This window comes from Streptosporangium longisporum (genome assembly GCF_039534895.1).
GTDB classification, from domain to species: domain Bacteria; phylum Actinomycetota; class Actinomycetes; order Streptosporangiales; family Streptosporangiaceae; genus Streptosporangium; species Streptosporangium longisporum.
This window is the reverse complement of the sequence record NZ_BAAAWD010000015.1, coordinates 887,860-908,341: the sequence shown is the minus strand read 5'-3', so window position 1 is coordinate 908,341 and position 20,482 is coordinate 887,860. Positions and strand designations below refer to the sequence as shown.

At 71.3% G+C, this 20,482-nt stretch carries 8 protein-coding genes and 1 pseudogene; 5 read left to right on the top strand and 4 right to left on the bottom strand.

What is annotated here, in order from left to right:
- Positions 1 to 8,504 precede the first annotated feature (8,504 nt).
- Positions 8,505 to 8,630, top strand: a complete 126-nt coding sequence (locus ABD832_RS30230) for a hypothetical protein (protein WP_344901741.1) — start codon at positions 8,505 to 8,507, stop codon at positions 8,628 to 8,630.
- 1,533 nt (positions 8,631 to 10,163) lie between these two features.
- On the opposite strand, the gene ABD832_RS30225 is transcribed toward ABD832_RS30230, so the two are convergent.
- Positions 10,164 to 10,322, bottom strand: a complete 159-nt coding sequence (locus tag ABD832_RS30225) for a hypothetical protein (RefSeq protein WP_344901738.1) — start codon at positions 10,320 to 10,322, stop codon at positions 10,164 to 10,166.
- Positions 10,323 to 12,113: 1,791 nt separating this feature from the next.
- Between ABD832_RS30225 and ABD832_RS30220 the strand changes: the two genes are divergently transcribed.
- Both ABD832_RS30220 and ABD832_RS42355 read left to right on the top strand, forming a co-directional pair.
- Positions 12,114 to 12,362 carry a hypothetical protein gene (locus ABD832_RS30220; RefSeq protein ID WP_344901735.1) on the top strand — a complete coding sequence of 83 codons (249 nt, stop codon included), beginning with the start codon at positions 12,114 to 12,116 and terminating at the stop codon, positions 12,360 to 12,362.
- A pseudogene (locus ABD832_RS42355) lies at positions 12,310 to 12,465 on the top strand (BBE domain-containing protein); the annotation flags it as partial. The gene ABD832_RS30220 and the pseudogene ABD832_RS42355, both read left to right, overlap by 53 nt.
- Positions 12,466 to 12,689: 224 nt before the next feature.
- On the opposite strand, the gene ABD832_RS30215 reads toward ABD832_RS42355, so the two are convergent.
- Together ABD832_RS30215 and ABD832_RS30210 are read right to left on the bottom strand one after the other, a co-directional pair.
- Positions 12,690 to 13,184, bottom strand: a complete 495-nt coding sequence (locus tag ABD832_RS30215; RefSeq protein ID WP_344901732.1) for a nitroreductase/quinone reductase family protein — start codon at positions 13,182 to 13,184, stop codon at positions 12,690 to 12,692.
- Between the two features lie 156 nt (positions 13,185 to 13,340).
- Positions 13,341 to 14,486, bottom strand: a complete 1,146-nt coding sequence (locus ABD832_RS30210) for an amidohydrolase family protein (protein ID WP_344897857.1) — start codon at positions 14,484 to 14,486, stop codon at positions 13,341 to 13,343.
- A gap of 165 nt (positions 14,487 to 14,651) precedes the next feature.
- Between ABD832_RS30210 and ABD832_RS30205 the strand changes: the two genes are divergently transcribed.
- Both ABD832_RS30205 and ABD832_RS30200 read left to right on the top strand, forming a co-directional pair.
- Positions 14,652 to 16,742 (top strand): M6 family metalloprotease domain-containing protein, encoded by a 2,091-nt coding sequence (locus tag ABD832_RS30205; protein WP_344897854.1) that lies wholly within the window; start codon positions 14,652 to 14,654, stop codon positions 16,740 to 16,742.
- Positions 16,743 to 16,897: 155 nt separating this feature from the next.
- Positions 16,898 to 19,462, top strand: a complete 2,565-nt coding sequence (locus tag ABD832_RS30200) for a tetratricopeptide repeat protein (RefSeq protein ID WP_344901729.1) — start codon at positions 16,898 to 16,900, stop codon at positions 19,460 to 19,462.
- 131 nt (positions 19,463 to 19,593) lie between these two features.
- On the opposite strand, the gene ABD832_RS30195 is transcribed toward ABD832_RS30200, so the two are convergent.
- The gene (locus ABD832_RS30195; protein ID WP_344901726.1) at positions 19,594 to 20,466 is read right to left on the bottom strand and encodes a hypothetical protein; all 873 of its coding nucleotides are present in this window, start codon (positions 20,464 to 20,466) and stop codon (positions 19,594 to 19,596) included.
- Positions 20,467 to 20,482 lie beyond the last annotated feature (16 nt).

Genomic DNA, 20,482 nt, shown 5'->3' with positions numbered 1-20,482 from the left:
GCGGAAGAGTCCGGCGAGTGCCGTCAGGTGTGGACCCGGGGTCCCGCAGGGCACGTCCAGCAGGGACGGGGGAGGGGGGGGGGGTGGGACGGTGAAGGGAAGGGGTGGGGGGTGGGACGAGGGGAGTCGGTAGGGGGGGGGGGGGAGGGGGGGCTGAGTGGTAAATGAGAGGGAGGAGGGGAGGGAGGAAGGAGTAGGGGGCGTTGATGGGGGGCGGCTTGGGGGAGGGGGGGGGGCGGGTAGGAAGTTACTTAAGTGGGTTGGAAGTGGGGGGGGGAGGGAGGGGTGGTGGGGCGAGAGTGGTGGGTGGCGGGGGGGGGGGGCGGGAGAGGGGTGGGAGGGGGGGGGGGTGGGGGGCGGGGGGATGGGGGGGGGGCGGGGTAGTGGGCGGCGTGGGCTGGGGTGGGGAATAAAGGTGGGGGGAGGTGCGCGGGGGGAAGTGGGGGGTGGGGGAGGGGGGCGGGGGGGGGGGGGGGGGGGCGGGGGGGAGTGGGGGGGGGGATGGGGGGAAAGGTAGGGGCGAGAGGCGAGAGGCGGTGGGGGTGGGGGGAAGGGGAGGGTTTAGCGGGGGAGATGGGAGGGGGGGGGAAAAAGAACGCCCCGGAGAGCCGCGCGCGGACAACGCGGAAAGAACCGGACGGGTCGCGCTCGGCCTCTACTCTCCATACTCGCGCGCGCCCGGCGATAATCGCGTCGTATGACGTCCGCCAACTCGGCCTCGGGTACATGGTCCTTCCTCTCGCGGTCCGCGCCGGAGACGGCGCGGGCGCGTAGTGGTCACGAGGCCAGGCGATGCTCGCGGCCAGCAAAGACCTCTGCGGGGCGGGTCATGGCGTTCATCTCGGTGCACGGAATCCTGCGTGCACCTCCCGAGGAAGGACGGCTCCGCCGCAGCACCAGCAGGGCCTGCTGAACCAGGGCCCCTGGGCCCTCGCTGCTGTGCATCTCCAGGCCGCGCGCCACATGGCTGCGGTGAGGTAGCGCGCCCGCAGCTGCTCGTCGAACAGGTTGGGCAGGGACGAGCGTGGGGCGCGCCGCCGTGGCCAGGCGGTGAAGACTGACCGCTCCCGCCGTGGGTCGATCACCGCCGTGCAGGTCGGCATCAGCGCGTGCGCGGCACGAAGCTGACGCAGGACCCTGACGTTGTCCGGCCGCGCATCCAGCTGTCGCCTGGTGCTTGTTCGGGCAGGGTGGGGGGGCGACGATTCTCCACGTCCAGGTCAGATGTGGGGGCCACCCGTCGAGATGCCTGTGACCGGCACCAGGTAGGGGCCGTCCGGTTCCTCCGCCGAGGTGCAGATGAACAATCCAAACAGACCTGTCGGCTGAGAGGGCTGCTGGGACGGCTACCTGTGTGCCGGCCAGAACGTGCGGCTTCGACGGGCTGGCCGACCTGGACGTGGAGATCTTCGCCACACTGCCCGACCAGGCACCAGGCGCAGGCTTGGACGCGTGCCGGCAACGTCAGGCTGGTCAGCTTACGTGCCGCTGCAGCGCTGCTGGCGAACCTGCACGGCGGTGATCCGACTCCACGGCGGGGAGTCGGCACGGTTCCCACTTCACGCCCGTGTCCGGCCGGCTCGCCCCACTCGGTCCTGCCCAACCTGTTCGACTGGGTCGCCCGGCTGTGCGGGCGCGCTAGCCCTAGTCCGAGCAGGGCCGCCGGGCCTGACGATGCACATTCCCCCCCGCAGCGAGCCACCGGGGCCGGGTCAGGCAGAAATGCGCCTGCTGCCGGATGCTGGCGAGCCGGTCCTTGTCACCCGGAGGCACGCGGGAGGATCCTGACGAGATGAACGCCATGCCCGCCCCCGCAGAGGTGCCGTCGAGCATCGCCGGCCTCGGTCGACACCTACCGCGCCCGCGCCGCCGTCCCGGCCGCGCCCGCTGAGAGGCAGGACCATGTACGAGGCCGAGCTGGCGGAACGTCTACGACGCGATCTACGCGGGCGCGGCAAGGACTAACGATGCCGAGCGGCGAACCGTCGGCCGGCGTCCGCGCGCGGCTGCCCGGGTGCTTCGTCCTGCTGGACGTGGCCTGCGGAGGAGGGCCGGGTCCCACCTGGGCACCTCGCCGCTCTTCGGCCACGTCGAGGGGCTGAGCTGTCGGCGACATGCTGGCCGTGTGGCCAGGACGCGATCCCGGGGTGCCCGCCCACGAGGGCGATACATGCGCGACTTCCCCTCGGTTGCACCTTCGACGCGGTCACCCTGCATGTTCAGCTCCATAGCCTAACAGCGGGCGAACGAAGCGGGAGGGGAAGAGACGTGCGCGGCAGTCGGACGATGGCCGGCCCACGTTTGTCCCCGGGGGGCGTCCTGGTGCATGCGGAACCGTGTGGGGTTGTCCCGAGTCGTTTCCTGCCGGCTACGTGGGCCGGGGGACGTGTAGCACCGTGACGGCTCCGCACCCTGGCCCGGTCTCGCGCACGGGTCCAGGGAGGCGGGCGCGGCGTCATGGAGGTCCACTACGTGGTGGCACGACGCACCGCCTATGGCCCGTGCGTGTGGACTTCACCGTCCCACCCACGTGACACGCCTGTCACCCGGACAGTTCGAGACAGGCGTTCTAACACCGGCCTCACACCTGTACAGGGTGGACTTACTAGTGCGTGATGGGCGGTCCCCCCTCGGGGCGGGGTGCTGTCGCCGGGGACGCTCGGTCTTAGACCCTCCGGCCTGCCGCGCAGAGAAGCTCGGAATGTGGTACGGACAGTATCGCTCCCTGACCGGGCAACACGCCGTACGCGCCTCTGCCTGGCGCACGGCCGGGGGGGGGCCTCAGTTTGGGCAACTCCCTCTCGAAACCAGGTCCTGGCCTCTCGGCCTGGGGGACGGGGAAAGCGCAGAGTCGCCCCCGCGTCGTTGTTGCCAGCGGGTGGGCCGGCGGGAGGGGGGGTAACGTCGCCGGTGTACAGGCTAGGCCGGAGTCGCGGGCGCCGCGGTGCGCAGGGTAGTGGGTGACCATCCGGGAGACGGCCGCCCGCCGCGTCTCCGTAGGACATCTCGGCCATTGGTGCGGTCTTTGCGTACGCGGCTCGGAAAAGGCGGGCATGTCGTTCGTGGAACCTTAGGCCGCGTGCCGGCGGTGATCAGGCTGCAGCAGTGCCCGCTCAGCAGAAGTCGACCGTCCGCCGCCGGTCGTGGTCCACGTCCGTCCATGATCGCGGCCGTCCCATGGTCGAACGTCGAGCCAGCCGTGCAGGGCCCATTCAGGCGTGAATCGTGTGGCTCCACTCGACGCCTTGGCGGCATGCAGGGCCGGTTTAAGGGGAGGAGATACACCAGACCAGCATCGACCTGCGTGCTCGTCGCCGACTCGGTGATCGCGCTCCCAGCGCCTTCTCCCAGCCTCCGGGAGCGTCCGGGTGGCGACGGCGACCCGCCGTGGAACCGGCTGGTGCTCCGCTCCGCCCGTTCGATACCGCAGCGCGAGCGGGGTGTTGGAGTCCGCCCACTGGTCTGGCAGGCCGGCGACCAGGGTGAAACGTCTCGTCTCCTCCCCGCTGGCCTGACCATGAACCGTTCTCTCACCACGTGACCGAGCGTCATGCCATGGGGCATCAGGTCCTCAGGTGTCCGCGCCAATGCCGCCGTCGCGGGTGGTCAGCCCCGGTACAGCGCCGTTACCTGGCTCGTGACGATCACCAGGCAAGCGACGGGGTCGCCGGGCAGCACGGGCCCGCACCTGCTCGGCAACCCTGTTCGTTTTGTTCCAGCACGGGATTCATATTAATTCACGCCGGCAGCCGTCACAGGTCCGGTATCGTACGAGAAGTGGCCCGTATGCAGTTCCTCCTACGGGTGCGGGGACTGCTGCCGGATGACCCGGCGGAGCAGGTTTTGCGCATACGCCTCGGCCGGTTCCATCGGCTCGGCCTCGATCTGGAGAAGGCCCCGCGGTAGGTATAGCTGCACGCCCTGGACCGGTCGGTGAGCCGCGAGGCGAAGACGCACGGCAGTGCACGACTTGCCCACAGGCGGCCGGGGGCGCCGGCGGTGTCGCGAGGATGACCCCGGCCCTCGCCGAGGATGCCGCTCGGCCTCCGAGACGACACTTCTCCAGCCGTCGGCTGCTCCCTCGCGCCGCCGGTGAACCTCGGAGAGTCACGGGTAGCTGGGTCGGGCACCACGAACACCGTAAGCCGCCTGGCTGCGCCGGTGGCGGTGGTCAGCGTCGGGACACAGCCGCCGGCTGAGCCCTGGGAGTGTCAGACGTACGCCGCAGTCGGCGGGGCACGTCCAACACGCTCAGGGTGTCCGGTTTTCAAGGTATCTGGGTCCGTACACACCTGCGCAGTGTCCTCGCCCCGGCTCTCGAGGCCCAGCTCCCTGATAGCTCAGGCAGCCGCACGCTTGTGAACTGCTTCAAGCGGGCGTCGGCGCCCGCCGCCCGCACGGTAGTGGGGCCACCATGAGCAGGTAGTGCAGGCCGTTCCCGCAGCGGAGGTGGGTGCGGACCAGGCCGGACATGGTATCAGCCGATGATACTCGCCCGCGCGTCAGGCCTCTCCAGGCAGGAGCTGCGGCGCGGTCCTCGATGGCCGTGAAGCGCCGCTTCCTCGCCCGGTCCGCTCGGCGTCCCCGATACGGTCCTACCACGCGCGCCCAGCCCGGTCCGCGCCACAGCGGACACAGCGGTGTCCAGCCTCTCACCACCTTGGGCAGTGACCAGAAGCGCCGTCGGGTGCTCATGACTGCGTCCATTTGCTGTTCGAGGAGTATCTGGCGTCGATGCTGCGCGGATTCGAGCGGCGAGCTTACCCGTGCCGCGCCCCCATTCATCTCGAGACGCCCTCGGCGGCCTCAGTGGTTCAAAATGCGCCTAGACTGCTATGGTATTTATAAATGCTGCTCTTTCAACAGTGTTGTGGGGCATGTTCCTCCCCAGACGGCGTTGATCATTGCCTGCGGCTCACCGCGAGGTTTCCCGGGCGATGTCCGCCAGCCCACGGAAGAGGCTATCGCTGCGTAGATCGGTCCCGCGGGGGTCGAGCTCATAATTCGCCACTCTCATCGCGCGCACGGGCCCGAGAGACGTACGGTGCACCTGGTTCGTTCAACAGTGACGCTCTCCCCAATCGTCAGCCCGAGCAGAGATGGCGGTGGAAGGACACCTGAGCGCGCGCTGCAGGATCAAATGCTCGGACCTACCATATAGCATACCCATGGCAACGCCAGGAGCAAGTTCAGGTTCTTTTTGTTGTCGGTTTGGGTGACGTTATTAGTTCTCGGGGGGGTTCCTGTCACGGGAACCACCCGTCCCCCCGGTTCCCGGTGTATGTGTGTTGGTCCTCTGCTGGGGCGGGACCAACCCCGTGCCGGCGACGGCAGACACCCGTGTACCTTGCCGAGCCCCGGGCTGGGGTTGCCGGACGGCCGGAGCGCGGTGTGCCCCGCGGGCCGCTCCGGGCACCCCATGAAGTAGTCCCGCAGGCCGGTACGCGGACGGCCCGCGGGGGCCGTCCGGGGTCCCGCGCCGGGACCGGCCCCGGCCGGTCGCGGCGTCGGGACGCCCGTCCCCGGACCCTGCCCCGGGCTCCGTCCCGAACGGTGGCGCGGACGTGCGCTCGGCTCGTGCCGGCCGACGGCCACCGCCGCAAGCGCGGTGAAAACACGGGATCAACGGGAAGCCACCGGCATGTGGGCACGGTGACGAGGCCGGAGCACCGGGGAAGACCGGCGCGACCCTTGTGACCGGTGACCGCATGTAATAGAAAGATCTGTTCCCGGCTCGTTGGAAAGGTATCCGAGGCCGTTGACGAACCCCCTGTCCTCGAGTTACCGGGGGACCGAGCCCGGCAATGGGATTCCCGAACTTCCCTGTGAGGCGCTGGTGCCGTCGACGACCATTGTGGATTCTCGCGCGAGGTGCTCCGCCCAGGAGGGTGGTCGTCACCGCTATGGGGGTCCGTTCTCGCCTTATTCGGGGTGGGCTGGGAAACCACGTGGTCCAATCTGATTCGGGCACCAGCGCATTCGCGAGGATTTCCGGAATGGACGTCTCCGTCTTCCCGTCAGAATCGGCGCGCCAGGATCGTGGATTTCGACCCCGAGTAGTGGCTGCCGGCCCTCCCTGGTGGCGGCGCACTGAAAGACCAGCGGCTCGGCCTGGCCCTGGTGCCGCGGTGCTCGCGCTCACAAGGACCCGGCCTGTAGTGTGTCGACGCCGCCCTCGTCGCCGCGTGTGGGGGTGGGCGGTGGGCAGCGCCTCGCGCGAAGCAGCGTGCATACGTCGACGCGGGGGCCCGTCCCGCAACGCAGGGCTGTCTATGGCGCTGAGACGCCCTACACCTTCACTCGAAGGGTGTGGTCACGGTCGCCTCCGAGGTCGCGCCAGCACGTCGGCGCCCAGGGGCCCCTCCGCCTGCATGCACGAAACCGCCTGCGCCCCGGGGCGAGCGTGGGGCCTCGCGAGGCACATGGGACTGATCCGGAGGGCGTGGCTGACGTCGTCCTGGCCGGTGCGGGGCCGACGACGCCCTGACCCCCTTCGACCTCTGGGGCCTGCCCGCGCCCAGGCAGGCGCTCTCCCGGCGCAACGACGACCCGGCGCCGCCAGCAGGCCCTTCGACCCCGGCCGCGAAAAAAAAACGGGTTCGGGGTGATGACGCGGCTCCGGGTCACTGGGTGCTGGAGGCGAAGGCACGCCGTTCGGGGCGCGCGGGCCCGGGTTGTAGCGGGGAGGTGGCCGGGTACGGAGCCGCCACACCGACAGCCTACAACCGACGGCATCCCGCATCCGTAGGGGAGCCGCCGTGGGACGGCGGGCCTGCGCGTGGGGCCCCTGCCCTGAAGGACGCCGGCGTCGACCCGGCCTATGTACGGATACGTCAACGCGCACGGCACCGTCGCGCCCGGATGAACGAACCGCCGAGATCAAGGTGATCCGCCGGTGATTCGGCAGCGGGCCACGTCGATGCCGGTGAGCTCGACCAAGAGCATGACTGGCACATGCTTCGGGGGCGGCGGCGCCGTCCGAGCGTGGTGCCCCTTGAGGCCGTCCGCACCGGGAATCGCGCCGCCACGGTCGGTCTGGGCGACGAACCCCGAGGACCGCGGAATGAACTTCGTGCGCACCGAGCCAGGACACACGGCGGACGTTCCGGTCAGCAATTCCTTCGATTCGGCGGCAACAACGCGGTCCTGTGCTGCGCCGCCCCGCGGATGTGTCACCCTGACCGCCGGAACTGTGTGCGGGAAAGCAGTCAATGTGATCGTGAAGGATATCGGAAAATGTCGCAGAGCAACAGAATGTGCTTTCCAGCCTTTGCCGAGATCGGTGGGAGGGGGGGGGGTGTGGGGGGGGGCGGGGCGTGCCACGCAGAGGGGGTATTGGCCGAGAAATCATTCACCGACGACCTGGCCCATCGATCCGCTGGCCGTGCGGGGGGAGTGCGCCCTTCTCCGCAGGAGCACACCGGCATTGAACATTCCGGAAAGGACCTGGCACGTTAAGAACGGTCGCGGGGGGGGGCCCCTCGCCTCGTCGAGCACTCCGCGAGGCGGAATTGACCTCCCAGTGCGTTTCCCGAACACGGCGGGTGGCCTCTCCCACGCCGCCGACGTCTACACGATGTTTTCGCCGCAGAAGCTGCTCGGCTCGGTTCGCGGCACCGCGGGATACAACGACGACCCCTGGCTGTCCGCGGACCTGCTCGGCCCCGCACGGACGTCGACGCGTTTTCGTCGCTTGCCGCCTGGCCGCGACCGTGTACCTGTGAGACTCGGCAGCAGCCGGCCCCGAAGCCTGAAGAAGTGTCCTGTGACGGGGCGTGTGTACGGCTGCGAGCAAGATGGTGGGCCGAGGACCGGGCGCTGGCCGCGCTGGTCGAGCGGACCGGCCGCCGGCGCTGCTGTCCTTCGCGCCGGGGCGGGCGCGAGCACGTGTACGTCGCGCTCGGGGGCAGACGTGCTTCGTGCCCCTGCGCCAGCCTGGCGCGCTTGCCGCTCCTGCGGTACTCCGGCCCCCGCTACTTCGTCGCCGATGCCGGCCCCCGAAGGACCTAGCCTGGCGATCGTGGAGGGTTGCCCTGGACCTTCATGCCATCCTGCGCTCAAGGGGCCACGCATATCCTGGGGAGCGGCGGGACCCGAGCACCTGAGTCGTTGCTGCAGCGGCCGCGGGGTGAGACCCTCCCGCTGGCGTCCGAGTCCCTTTGTCGAGGAGACCGGGCGCGAGCGGTTATACGCGTAGTGTGGAGGTCTTCGTGGGCATACGTACCGGAGCGCTGGTGGGCATCGGGTCCTCCCGCACCTGGGCCCGCGACCAGCCGCCGTGGGAGCTGGTTTCGCGGACAGTCGAGTTCGACCCCACCGCTGCCGAGACCGCCCCGAGACCGGTGGTGGGGGGGGCGAAGAAATAGGGGGGCCCGCCGAGACCCACGCCCGCTTCCGAGACGCGTCCGCCGCCACGCCGTGCGACGTGACCACGGCGCCCACGACGGCGACATCGGACGGCCCGACGGCGACGTCGACGGCGCTCACGCGAGGAGACGCCGCTGGTGGTGCGCAGCCCCCGCTGGGTTCCGGCCGGGCAGCCCCCGGCCGACGTCTGGCGGACCGACGACTACGTACGGCGGCTCGACGGCGCCGGTTCCGTTTCGACGGAGGCGCGTGCCGGCTCGTGAAGATGCAACGGCCCGGCCGGGTCTACTCGCCGGCTGGAGGAGTCTTCTAGAATCGGTGCTGCCTGGCGCGGACCTGGCTTCCTCCCGGCACCGACGCCTTCCGCGCGGTAACCATTCGACCGCTCGTGTCCCGAGGGGAGGGAGCCCCTGTCCGTCCACGGATGTGCGCGCGGCCTGGGACGAGTGTTCGACGCCCCCCCCGGCAGGTGCGCCTGGTCGATCGGGGATTCGACCGTTTCCGCACCGCAAGCTCCTGGCGACTACAGCGACCTTCCCTTTCACTGGAGCAGGTAGCTGGACACGTTACAGCCTGTGACATCTGAGCGGAGCGGTCCACCGACAGAGCCATGGCCTCGATCGGGGGATCCCAGGCTAAGCACGCGCTGGGACGCGCCTGATGGAGCTCCTGCTGACCACGAGGATGTCCTCCGCATCGGGCCAGCGTGGACCTGCTGGCCGAGCGGCTTCTCCGTGTTTACAGGCGACAGGCCGGCACGAGTCGGTGTACGGGGATGCACCCACGGGCGTTCGGCCCCCTGGTGGCGGTTCACCCGCGCCCGACTCCCCGATGGAGCAGGGCCCGTGGCTGATCGCCCACCTGGGCTCCGGCCCAGGCAGGGTCCCCACTGATCCCGAGGTGTGGCCGCCTGATCTGTCTGGCTCCGTCCAGCACGAATGCACGTGTGGGGGGCACTCGCCGTGTCGAGCCGGCATTCTGCACAGACCGCTGGACCGACCTAAGTGGAACGACGGCTGTCACGAGCGCACGTCGATCCCGCGGCGACGGCACGGTGAAGTGCCAGCGGGGACGCGACAGCCCGCTGCGCCAACGCGGCGCTGGCCCACGGCATGGCAAATGTGGGGGCATGGGTGCGCGTGTGACCGACGGCCTGTCGGTGGTGCCCTCCTCAGCGGGCCCGTGCCAGTGGTTAATAATTACCATTGGACCCAAACCCGATCGAGTGATCTGCCGAGGTGCCTGGCCCTTCGTCAAGTCGTGGGACCAGCGGTCAAGGCCCCCGGCGGTGTGCATCTCTGAACTCCGCAGTGGCGGTGCATCAGGCTTAGGTACGGGCCGTCGGCTCCTCAGAGCGGCTGAGATCGCCGACATCCTGGCTCCACACGGGAGGCCATACCACGCGGGATAGGCCGGGTCCGGGGACCAACAGGGGCAGCTGCAACCGTGTCCCTGGTGGATCCGCGAGGAACCTTCCGTGCCGACATGGACTGCAAACACCCCTGCGCCGCTGCAGGAGGACCCTGACAGCCTCCGGGGCGCCCCGCAGTTCCTTCGGCGCGGTGCTCGACCAGCTCTACGGGGCCATGAGATCCTCGTTCCGCTAGGTACCATGGCTGCAACGGACTACCCGTCATTCTAGCTCGGTCGAGCTGCGGCACGGCGGGTCAACTTCCCGCATGGCTGGTCGGCCTGTGCTCCGACCAGATCGGCCTGTGCCTGCAGAGGTGGCCGTCCTCGCCGACCGCAGCTCGCCCTGCTGTGCGATCCGTCCTACACGGCGCGCGCCGCGATGCTCACCCCCGTCCCGGGGCGGGAGCGGCCGTGGCCGTGTTGCGCTCACAGCGCCACCTCGGTTCGGCCTCCAAGCTCAGTGCCAGCTTGCTGAACCGGCGCCCCTTACCGCGCTGCCCGACGAACCGGCGGCACCAGACCACGTGCCGATGGCCGCTCACGGGCCAACTCCTTGCCGGAGGCCGTGGAGCTGGCGTGGCTTGGTCGTCGGCCTCCCTCGCGCTTGTGCGTGGCCCAGCGGGGAGCGCTCGCGGGCGGAACGAGACTGCCACCGCCCTGTGGGCCGCCTGGCCCGCGTGTCGGCCTCCGGATCAGGCCGGACCGGCCGCTCGGCGAGCCGAGGTGCGTCGCGCCAGCCGCCTGCTGACAAGAGGCCGGCGGAGGAACCTGCTCCCCGCGAGGAATGACATCCTCGCGAGGACCGGTCCTTTCCGGGGCCGGAATTCCGGGAAATCCCGCTCCCGCGCGGGACGCGATTCCCACCGGGACCTGGCTCCCGCGTGAAAGAAGGAAGCCGGGCTCGCCCCGGCGGCGGAAAGTGCTTTCCTCCCCCGGGTTAACGCTTCATGATAACGTGAAGTTTCGAGAGGTCTGGGTATACTGTGGCCAAAGCAACACGCCGTGGATTCCTGGGAAGGTGTGTGGCCGCGCGGGAGGGGCGGCCGTCGGTCTGACCGCCGGTGCTCGAGCGAAGCGCCACCGCGGGGAGGACCCTCCGCCGGCCTGCCCGCCGGCGCCTGGGGGCGCCGGAGAACGATATGTGGGGCCCGGAAGACCCGCGCTACGCCTAGCTCGTCACGAGGGGCTACACGCCCGCTTCCGTGGCGCGCCTGAGTCGAGTGCTCGCGTCGTCACTCCCGCCCAGCGAGATCGTGGCAGGTGTCAACGAGGCGGGTAACGCGCGAACAAGAAGATCGTCGTGGGGGCGCAGACGTACGGCCACTGCTTCGAGATACTTCGTGGACTACGCCCTCGGTGTCGATCATCATCGACATCTCGGAGATGAACGACGTCTACTGGATCACCGGCCCACCACAGGCGTGCGCAGTCGAGGCCGGGGCAACGCTCGGCTAAGGCGTAATTCGCTCGCTCTACGCTCGATGGGGCGTCACGGGTCCCGGGAGGCCGGCGGCTGCCGCGAGCCTGCGGGGCGCGTAGGCGCACATCGCCGGCGCGGGTACGGCCCCCCGCGCGCGGCACGGGTGGTTATCGACCACCTCTACGGCGTGGAGGTCTTCTGGTTCGACCGCGTGGTGGTGGGGGGCCGGGGGGGCCCGGATCTCGTCTCCACCCCTAGGGCCCGCGACCCCAACCGGGACCTAGGTTGGTGGAAAAGCGCCAACTCCGGAGGCGGCGGCGGGGAACTTCGCGGATCGTCACCCGCTACCTGAGGTGGCGCCTCCGGGCGGAATGTCAGGGCAACGACCCTCGACCCTGCTGCTCCCAAGCCGCTCCCGCGGCGAGTACGTGGTCGTCGGCCAGCTGGAGCTGGGAGACATGACCGAGGGAGGGTCGGCTCTCGCCTTCTGCCCGACAACACGCCCGCTGGCGAGCAGCAGAAACCACGCCGGCCGCACCGTGTCGAGAGTGGGGCGGGGGGGGTGGACAGCCTCCTGACCATGCTACCACCGCTCCAGCGGGAAGATCGAGGCGTGGTGGTCGGCGCGCGGGTGTGGACCGGCGACGTGGCGCCGCGCGCGGAGGGGCATCCTGTGGACTCTTGGGGTGCAGACCGTCGCGAGGGCGTCGCATCGATCGTACCTTCGGATACTTCCGTGGCGCCTGGATGAAGGTGACCCTGTCCTACGATTCCGGGCCGCGCTACGCGGTCATGTTCAGTCGAAGGCCCTACCTGAAGAAGCGGCCTGGGTGGTGGACCCCCGGCGCAGCTGAAGGTCATCTACAGGTTCCTGACCGAGGGCGAGGGCGACGTCGGCGCGTCGGTCTACCTGATGTCGCTCGGCGGGAAGATCAACGCCGTGGATCCCGCGGCCACGGCCAACCCGCACCGGGTCGCACCGCTCATCGGCTTCTTCGACATCGGCTGGTGGGACCCGGCCGAGGAGGAGAAGTGGCTGACGTCGATCCGCGAGGTCTACCGGGAGGTGCACGCGGACACCGGAGGCGTCCCCGTGCCCGGCGACGCCTATGACGGCGCGTACATCAACTACCCCGACAACGACCTCGCCGACCGGCGCTGAACACCTCCGGGTGCCCTGGCACACGCTGTACTACAAGGACAACTACCCGAAGCTGCAGCAGGTCAAGGCCAAGTGGGACCCCAAGAACGTGTTCAACCACGCGTTGTCGGTCCGGCTCCCGGGAGCCTCGCACTCCCTGCCCCCGCAGCCCCGCCCGGACGCCTCCCGCAGGTCGGCGAGGACCGAGCCCCAAGAAGTACCCGGCCAGGGTGTCGCCGAGGCACGCGAACAACCTGCGCTCGCTCGGCGAGCCGGGCTGATCGAAGGGGCCGCCCGCCGTGCCCTCCGGCCCGGCGGGCGGCCCGTGCGCGGGTCCCTAGCGCGGCGTCAGGTAGATGACCCCGAGGTTGCGCCGCCGGATCGCCTCGGCCAGCTCCTCGCGGGTCGGCATGCGGTCGACGTGGACGACGATGCCGAGCCGCTGGTTCGCCTCCTGAGCCCGATCTTCCTGACCAGGCCCTCCATCTCGGTGGCCATGGCGTCGGGGTCGTCCATCAGCTCGGCGCGCATGGGGGTGCGCCTGCCCATGTCCGTCACCTCGACGTCGGCGCCGCCGCGCAGGTTCACCTTCCACCGGGCCTCGGTGTAGACGCACAGCCTGCCGTCCTCGTCCTGCTTCATGACGGGAACCTCGTACCGCTTTCCGGTCTTTCTCCCGGTGAAATGAAGAAGGATCACGCCGCCGACGGAGCGTGCTTTCCCCTTGCGCACCTGCACGCGCATCAGGGGATTGAAGAGGCGCATCATGAATTTCATCATGATGGGCGTTTCCTTGATGGTCACCGCATGAGCCGTGTTTTCCGCCATGACCCATTGTTTCATCTTCGCGATGATTTAAAAAAGGGCGGCGCCCGATCCGGCCGGGGGACGGTTCACCGGCGGCGAAACATGGGATGATCGGATGTATGTTCGGACAGAGGAGGGCGGACGGCGCCGGCCGGTGGGCGGCGCGGAGCACGGAGCGGGTTCAGAGCGGGTTCAGGCGAGGCGTCTGCTCCTCGCGTCGGCGTCCCCGGCGTCCCCGGCGTCACGGGCGCCCCCGCCCCCGCGGGTGCCTCCGGTACTTCCGGTGCTTCCGGTCGCCCCGGAATGACCGGTGTCGCGGGCGGTCTCGCCGGGGCGCCGGCTCGCCCTGCCGCCCACGAACGTGGCCACGCACCGGCCCGGCCCCTCGTGCAGCAGGACCGTGTACGGGTCCCGCTCGCCGGCCTCCACCGCGAAGACCGCGAAGTCGGCGCGCCCGCCCCGGTCCAGGCAGCCCAGGCGGCCGGGGCCCTCGTCCATGCCCAGCGCCCGCGCGCCGCCCCGCGTCACGGCCTCGACCAGGAGCCGGTCGTGCTCGGGCGCGCGGGAGAGGGCACGGGCGACGGCCAGCGGGTCGCCGCCGGTACGGGTGCCGATCGCGATCGCGCTCTCGCCGTCGAGCAGCCCGTCGGCGGCGAACGGCGACGAGATGGCGACGACCGTGCCGCGGGCCCGCAGGAGCTTGCGGTCGGCCTCGTCCAGCGGGCGGGAGATCGCGATGTGACAGCCGGCGTCGAGCGCGCCGACCTCGTCGAGGAAGGCGACGGTGTGGCGTCCGGGCTCGACGTGCAGCCGCAGGCCGAACGTCCTGGACAGGACGGTCAGGTCCTCCATCACGACCGGATCGGAGGAGTGGGCGGCGATGCCGATGACGCCCGGATGGTCGACCTCGCGGATCGCGGTGATCAGCCGGTCGCGTGCCTCGTCCTCCCAGCGGTCCTCGTCCTCGCAGCGGGTCTCCAGGTAGGTGACGCCGCCCAGCCCGGCCTCGCCGAGGGTGGAGGCCGCGTCGAGGTCGGCGGCGATGCCCCCGGCGGCGGTGACGCCGTACGCCGAGACCGGGGCCGCGGCGCGGTCGAGCCGCAGATGCGCGTCGATCAGGCCCGGCACGATCATTCCCGGCCAGTGGACCGGGGTGAGCAGGGGATGGGCGGCCACGATCTCGGCGCGCGGGCCGACCCGGGCGATCCGGTCGTTCCGCACGACGATCGCGCCGTCCCTGACCGGCGGGCCGCAGACGGGGAGCACGATGGGGGCGCAGTGGACGGAGACGGTGGCCCTGGCGCGCGTGCCGATGGTCCGACCGGCACGGGTGGGCATAGGCGCTCCTGTGTGTTCGTCCCCTTCGGAGAGGTTAAGGGGAGTGGCCCCCGATCTCAAATGGGTCTCCGGCGGGTCTCGCCTCCATGCTTCCTGACAGCGGGTTGTTGATCCCGCTGTAAGCGATCTATAGCGTCATTTATCGTGACTCGTCCCCCTAGGCTGATGAAAGCATCGATCGCCACGGTCATGCTGATTCTCGCCGGTCTCGCCACCTCCCTCCCCGCCGCCGCCGACCCCGCACCGGACCCCGAGCACCCCTGGCGCCTGGAGCAGTGGCCCAGGACCCAGCCCTGGCAGCAGGACGCCCCCGCCACCCCCGACGCCGACACCGCGCGCCGCGCCGAACCGGGCGCCCCCGCCCCGATCGACCCGCAGAACTGGAAGAACCCGGACCACATGACGTGGGCCGACTACCGCAAGCCCCCCGGCACGAACTGGGCCGACCCCGCGGTCAAGGGCTCCAAGCGGACCTTCCGCGGCGCGCTCGTCCTGGCCGACTACCCCGGCCGGCCGTTCGTGGTCACCCAGCCCAAGGGGTCCACGGTCTTCGGAAACCCCAGCGCCGAGGCCCACGACATCCCCCGCGACCAGGTCGCCGGCTTCTACCGGGACTTCCTCAACACCCCCGGCGCCCTCAACCGGGGCCACACCATCCACGAGTACTGGATGGAGGACTCCGGGGGCCGCTACGGCGTGGAGCTGACCGCGTTCGGGCCGTACGAGATGCCCGGCAAGTCGCACGAGTACGCCATGGAGTTCCAGGGCGGCACGGCCTGCCCGGCCGGTGACACCTGCAACCGCAACCTGCGCACCGACGCGCGGGCCGCCTGGACCGGCGCGGCGGGCCCCGAGGTGCCCGCGGGCTTCGACTTCGTCTTCTACCTGAGCGCGGGCCAGGACGAGTCGGCCACCTGGCAGGAGTTCGGCCCGATCAAGTTCCCGACCAAGGAGGCGGTGACCGACGCCTTCGGCCCGCCCGACGAGAGCCTGCCCAACTGGGCCAGGACCCGCTACGTGGAGTGGACCTCCTGGGCCTCGGCCTCCTCGATCTGGCCCAACGCCGGGGGCGGCTCCTCCACCCAGGCCGAGAGCTCCGGGCAGGGCGTCTACGCCCACGAGCTCAGCCACATCCTCGGCATCGGCGACAACTACAACAACCCGTTCGGGGTGCCGCCGCGCCGGGCCTACACCGGCATCTGGGAGATGCTCAGCCGGGGCAGCTTCAACGGCCCCGGCGGCCCGCACAGCCGCTGGCTGATCCCGCCCACCGCGGGCGCCTCGATGGGCGCCCAGCACATGCTCCGCAACAAGATCAAGCTGGAGATGGTGGACGAGGCCAACGTGCTGCGCCTGTCCAGGGACGCGCTGGCCGAGTCCGGTCTCGTCGTGGCCAAGGTGACCGCCCGGGTCGTCAAGCCGGGGGCCGAGGACCTGTCCGGCGTCAACATCGCCTTCACCGGCGGCGACCGCGCCCCGGCCTGCGACGTGAGCACCGACCCGTTCTGCGACGGCGGCGGCTACGACAACTACACGATCGAGGTCGTGGACCGGATGGGCGCCGACTCCTTCACGCCCGACTCCGGCGTGCTGCTGGCCAAGACCAAGAACGTCGACCAGGCCCCCTTCGAGTGGGTGGTCGACGCCAACCCGCAGGACATCGGCATGACCGACTACGTCCTGCCGGACGGCACCGCCGTGCCCATCACGATCGGCGACTACCGCCAGCTCTCGGACGCGCTGTTCCACGCCGGCACCGGCTCGGGATCGGAGTTCGAGTACGTGGACCGGGCCAACCGGCTGCACTTCTACGTGCTGGACCTCAAGCGCGACCGCAAGGGCGTGCTCTCCTACACCGTGGCGGTCCGCTCCCTGGACGGCGCCGGGCCGAGCAGGCGCGGGGTGAAGGTGCTGCCCACCCTGGGCCTGCCGTCCCGGGACGGCCGCTCGACGTGCCGCTTCCCGCTGTTCAACACCGGTAGGACCGCCCCGGCCCAGGGGACGCACCCCGAGGACGTGAGCGCCCACCTCTCCGGTGACGTCTACCGGCTCTCGGCGACGGTCACGGGACGGGGCTGGACGGTCTCGCTGCCCAACGAGCTCGCCACCGCCGACGCCGGCCGGAGCACCCGGGTCACGGTCGACGCCCGCAGGGCCTCCACGGGCGCCCGCCTCGGCACGGTGACCCTGACCGCGGTCTCCGAGAGCGACCCGTCCAGGACGGCCACGGCGACCTGCCACGTGCTGGGCCGCTGAGGGCCCGCGTCACCCGGGCCGGATGCCCGGGTGACGCGGCGCCGCGGGTGGACGTCTGATTCAATCTCCAGGAATCGAAGGACATGCCGGTCGGCGGGGGCCGCGGGCGTGCCGTGGTCCTCGTGCGAGGGGTGTGGATGACCGGGGCGCCGAACGTGCCTGATCAGCCCGACCTGCGGTCGCCCGCCCGGCGGCCGGGACGCCGGATCCGGCTCGCCGCGCCCGCGGCGGCCGGGCTGGCCGCCGCCATGGCCAGCGTCCTGGCCACCTCGCTGGACGTGTGGGAGCTTCCCCTGCAGGCCAAGGTCGGCGTCACCGCGCTCGCCGGCCTGCTGGTCGGCCTGCTCACCTGGGCGACGGCCGGCAGCCGCGGTCCCGAGGAGCGGGGCGCCTCGGCCGGGACGGTGTGGCGCCCGCCCGACCAGTGGCCGCCGGTCACCGCGCACTTCACCGGCCGCACCGGGTCGCTGGCCGAGCTGCGCGAGGTCTTCGCCGCGCGCCGCCGCTCCCGCGACCACGCCGACGCCGCCCCCCTGGTCGTCTCGGTGTACGGCAGGGGCGGGGTCGGCAAGTCCGCGCTCATCGCCCGGTTCGGCAACGAGATCGCCGACGACTTCCCCGACGGCCGCCTGTACGCCGACCTGCGCGGCCAGGTGGAGGCCCCGGTCGACCCCGCCGAGGTGCTGATCGGGTTCCTGCGCGCGCTCGGCGTGCGGCTCACCACCGACCCCGGCGGGCTGGCCGAGCTGCGCACCCTCTGGCTGACCTGGACCAAGGGCAGGCGCATCCTGATCTTCCTGGACAACGCCCGCGACGGCGACCAGGTCAAGTCCCTGATCCCGGCCGAGCCCGGCTGCGCGGTCATGGTTACCTCCCGGCAGCCGCTCTTCCTGCTCAACACCTACGACAAGCAGCTGTCGGTGTTCGACGAGGCGCAGGGCGTGGAACTGCTGGCCAGGCTGGCCGGGAACGACCGGGTCTCCGCCGACCCGGAGGCGGCCCGGGAGATCGTACGGATGTGCGACCACCTGCCGCTGGCCATCGGCATCTGCGGCGGACGCCTGGCCACCAGGGAGAACTGGACCCTGCGCCGGCTCGCCGACCGGCTGCTGGACGAGCGCAGGCGGCTGGACCAGCTGGAGATCGCCCGCAGCCTCGACAAGAGCGTGCGCGCCTCCCTGCAGCTCAGCTACGACGACTGCACCGGCCTGCAACGCCGCCTGCTGCGCCTGCTCAGCCTGGTCGCCGCCCCGGACGTGCCCGGCTGGGTGGCCGGTGAGCTGCTGGCCACCTCCGAGGTGGAGGGGGCCGACCAGCTGGAGGCGCTCATCGACGCCCAGCTCGCCGAGTGCTCGGGGACCGACCTGTCGGGGGTGATGCGCTACCGGCTGCACGACCTGGTGAAGATCTTCGCCCGCGAGCCGGCGCTCACCGACGACGAGGCCCGCCGCCGGGCCGCCATCGAGCGGGTCCTGTCCGGCTACCGCCGCCGGGCCGAGGCCGCGGCCGTGGCGCGCTGGCCCCAGGACTGGGGACGCGTCAGGCCCGCCGGGCAGGACCCGGGGCCGGAGCCGGTGACGCGGGCCGAGGTCTCGGCGGCCGACTGGCTCAACGCCGAGCGCCTGACCCTGGTCGCGGTCATCGGCCAGGCCAGGAGCATGGAGATGTGGGAGCTGGCCTGGGGCCTGGGCAGGGCCTTCTGCTCGCTGTGCCACTCGCTGCGGGCCTACTGGTCGGACTGGCGGGCGGTCGCCGAGATCCTGTGCGAGGCCGCGGAGCGGACGGGCGACCCGCGGGCCCTGGCCATCGCGCTGCTGGACCGGGCGGCGGTGGCGGGCGGGCAGGGCGATCACCGCGCCGCCCTGCGGGACGCCGAGCGGGCGCTGGAGGTCTTCGACGGGCTCGGCGAGTCCTGGTGGGCGGCGCGGGCGATGCGCGCGGTCGGCATGACGCTGTTCAACGACGGCAACCTCGACCGGGGGCAGGGCCACCTGATCGACGCGATCACCGTCTTCACCGACGAGGACGACCGGTGGTGGGCGGCCAGGACCCGGCGCAACCTCGCCGAGCTCCGGCTGGCCCAGCGCAGGCCCGCCGAGGCGCGGGAGCTGCTGGAGGACGCGCTGCGGGTGTTCGAGCGCGACCGCAACCGCTACTCCGAGGCGCAGACGCTGCGCGCCTACGGCGAGGTGCTCGGCGCGACGGCCAGGGCGCTGCGCGCCGCGGGTGACGACCGCGCCGCCGGGGACGACTTCGCCAGGGCCGGTTTCAGTCTCGACCGGGCCGCGGAGATGTTCCGGCTCCGCGGCGAGCTGTGGGAGGAGGCCCGGTGCCTGCGCGCGGCCGGCGAGGTCGGCGACCCGGCCAACGCGCTGCGCGAGCTCACCTACGTGCGCCGGGCCGACGAGATCCTGGTCGCGCTCGGCGACACGTGGGGGGTCGCCAGGACCGAGCTGTCGGCCGGACGCGCCCTGGGCAGGCTGGGCCGTACGCGCGAGGCGCGCGCCAGTCTGGGACGGGCCGTGCGCGCCTTCGAGGAGCTGGGCGACCGCTGGTGGATGGCCAGGAGCCTGCGCTACCTGGGGGAGGCGCACCTGGAGGCGGGGGACGACCGGGCCGCGGTGGACGTCCTGCGGCGAGCGCAGGACATCTACCGCAGCCTGGGCAACCGGTCCGGCATGAACCGCACCCTGGAACTGCTGCGCCGCGCGGGAGGCTGAGCCCCGCCCGCCGTACCGGGCCGGGGCGTGCCGGTCCGGAGGCCGCGCCGGGGTGCCTGGCCGGGGTCCGGGTGGGGGTGCCGCGCCGGGGCCGCGCGGGGTCGCGCGGAGTCGGGGACCGGTGGCCGGGGTCAGGGGCCGGCGGCCGGCAGCAGGTGGCGGGCGGTCAGGCGGGCCTCGTCGATGCTCTCCTGGAAGAGCCGCTCCACCTGCCGGGCCTGCTCGGTCAGCTGGCCGAGCCCGGGGGCGGCGAGCGCGTCCTCGGTGGTCTCGGCGACCAGCGCCTCGTAGCGCGGGGCCTGCTCGGCGAGCTCCTGGAGCCGCCGGTGGGCGCGGTAGACGTCGTCGGCCCTGCGGACCTGCCCGGCGTACTCCTCCAGCGTGCGGATCCGCGCGTCCAGCGAGCGCTCGGCGGTCTCCAGGGCCGCGGTGTAGGGGGCGAAGGCGTCGGCGATCCCGGGCGGGAGCGGGTCGGGCATCAGCCGCCGGTGGTCGGCCCTCAGCTCCGAGAGCCGCTTCAGCTTCGAGGCGATCTGCCAGGTCTGGTCGGGCAGCGTCACCGCGTTGTCGATCGTGTCGAGCAGGTTCGCTTTGTTGACCTCGGAGTCGAGCACCGTCTCGGTGGCCTCCTGCGTGCGGCGGAGCAGGTCGCCGCAGTCGGGGTCGAGATCCTCGGGCAGGATGTACCGGTCGCGGTGGCGCATGGCCGTGCGGAAGCGGCGCCATGCCCGGTGGCCCTTGACGTCGCCGCTCAACCGGGACATCGAGGACAGGAAGATCGCGATGCTGATGACGATGAGGCCCGCGGTGAGACTCAGCCCCATCAGGAACAGCAGGAACAGCAGGGTCGCGCACACCCTGGGGGTGCTGGGCAGCTTGGGCGGGGGAGCATGCCCCCTCCGGGCCGCGCGCAGCGCCGTCGCGTCGGCGCGCAGCGCCGACGCCACGGTGGGCGGCAGGGAGGGATCGATCAGAAGGTGAGGGGGACGTCTCCTCGGACTCACGCGACCTCCTCGCGGC

What these genes read in the sequence shown, in the direction of transcription:
- ABD832_RS30220 (WP_344901735.1), top strand. Translation starts at nt 12,114, where the DNA reads ATGTCGCTCGGCGGGAAGATCAACGCCGTGGATCCCGCGGCCACGGCC.
- ABD832_RS30215 (WP_344901732.1), bottom strand. Translation starts at nt 13,184, where the DNA reads ATGAAACAATGGGTCATGGCGGAAAACACGGCTCATGCGGTGACCATC.
- ABD832_RS30210 (WP_344897857.1), bottom strand. Translation starts at nt 14,486, where the DNA reads ATGCCCACCCGTGCCGGTCGGACCATCGGCACGCGCGCCAGGGCCACC.
- ABD832_RS30205 (WP_344897854.1), top strand. Translation starts at nt 14,652, where the DNA reads ATGAAAGCATCGATCGCCACGGTCATGCTGATTCTCGCCGGTCTCGCC.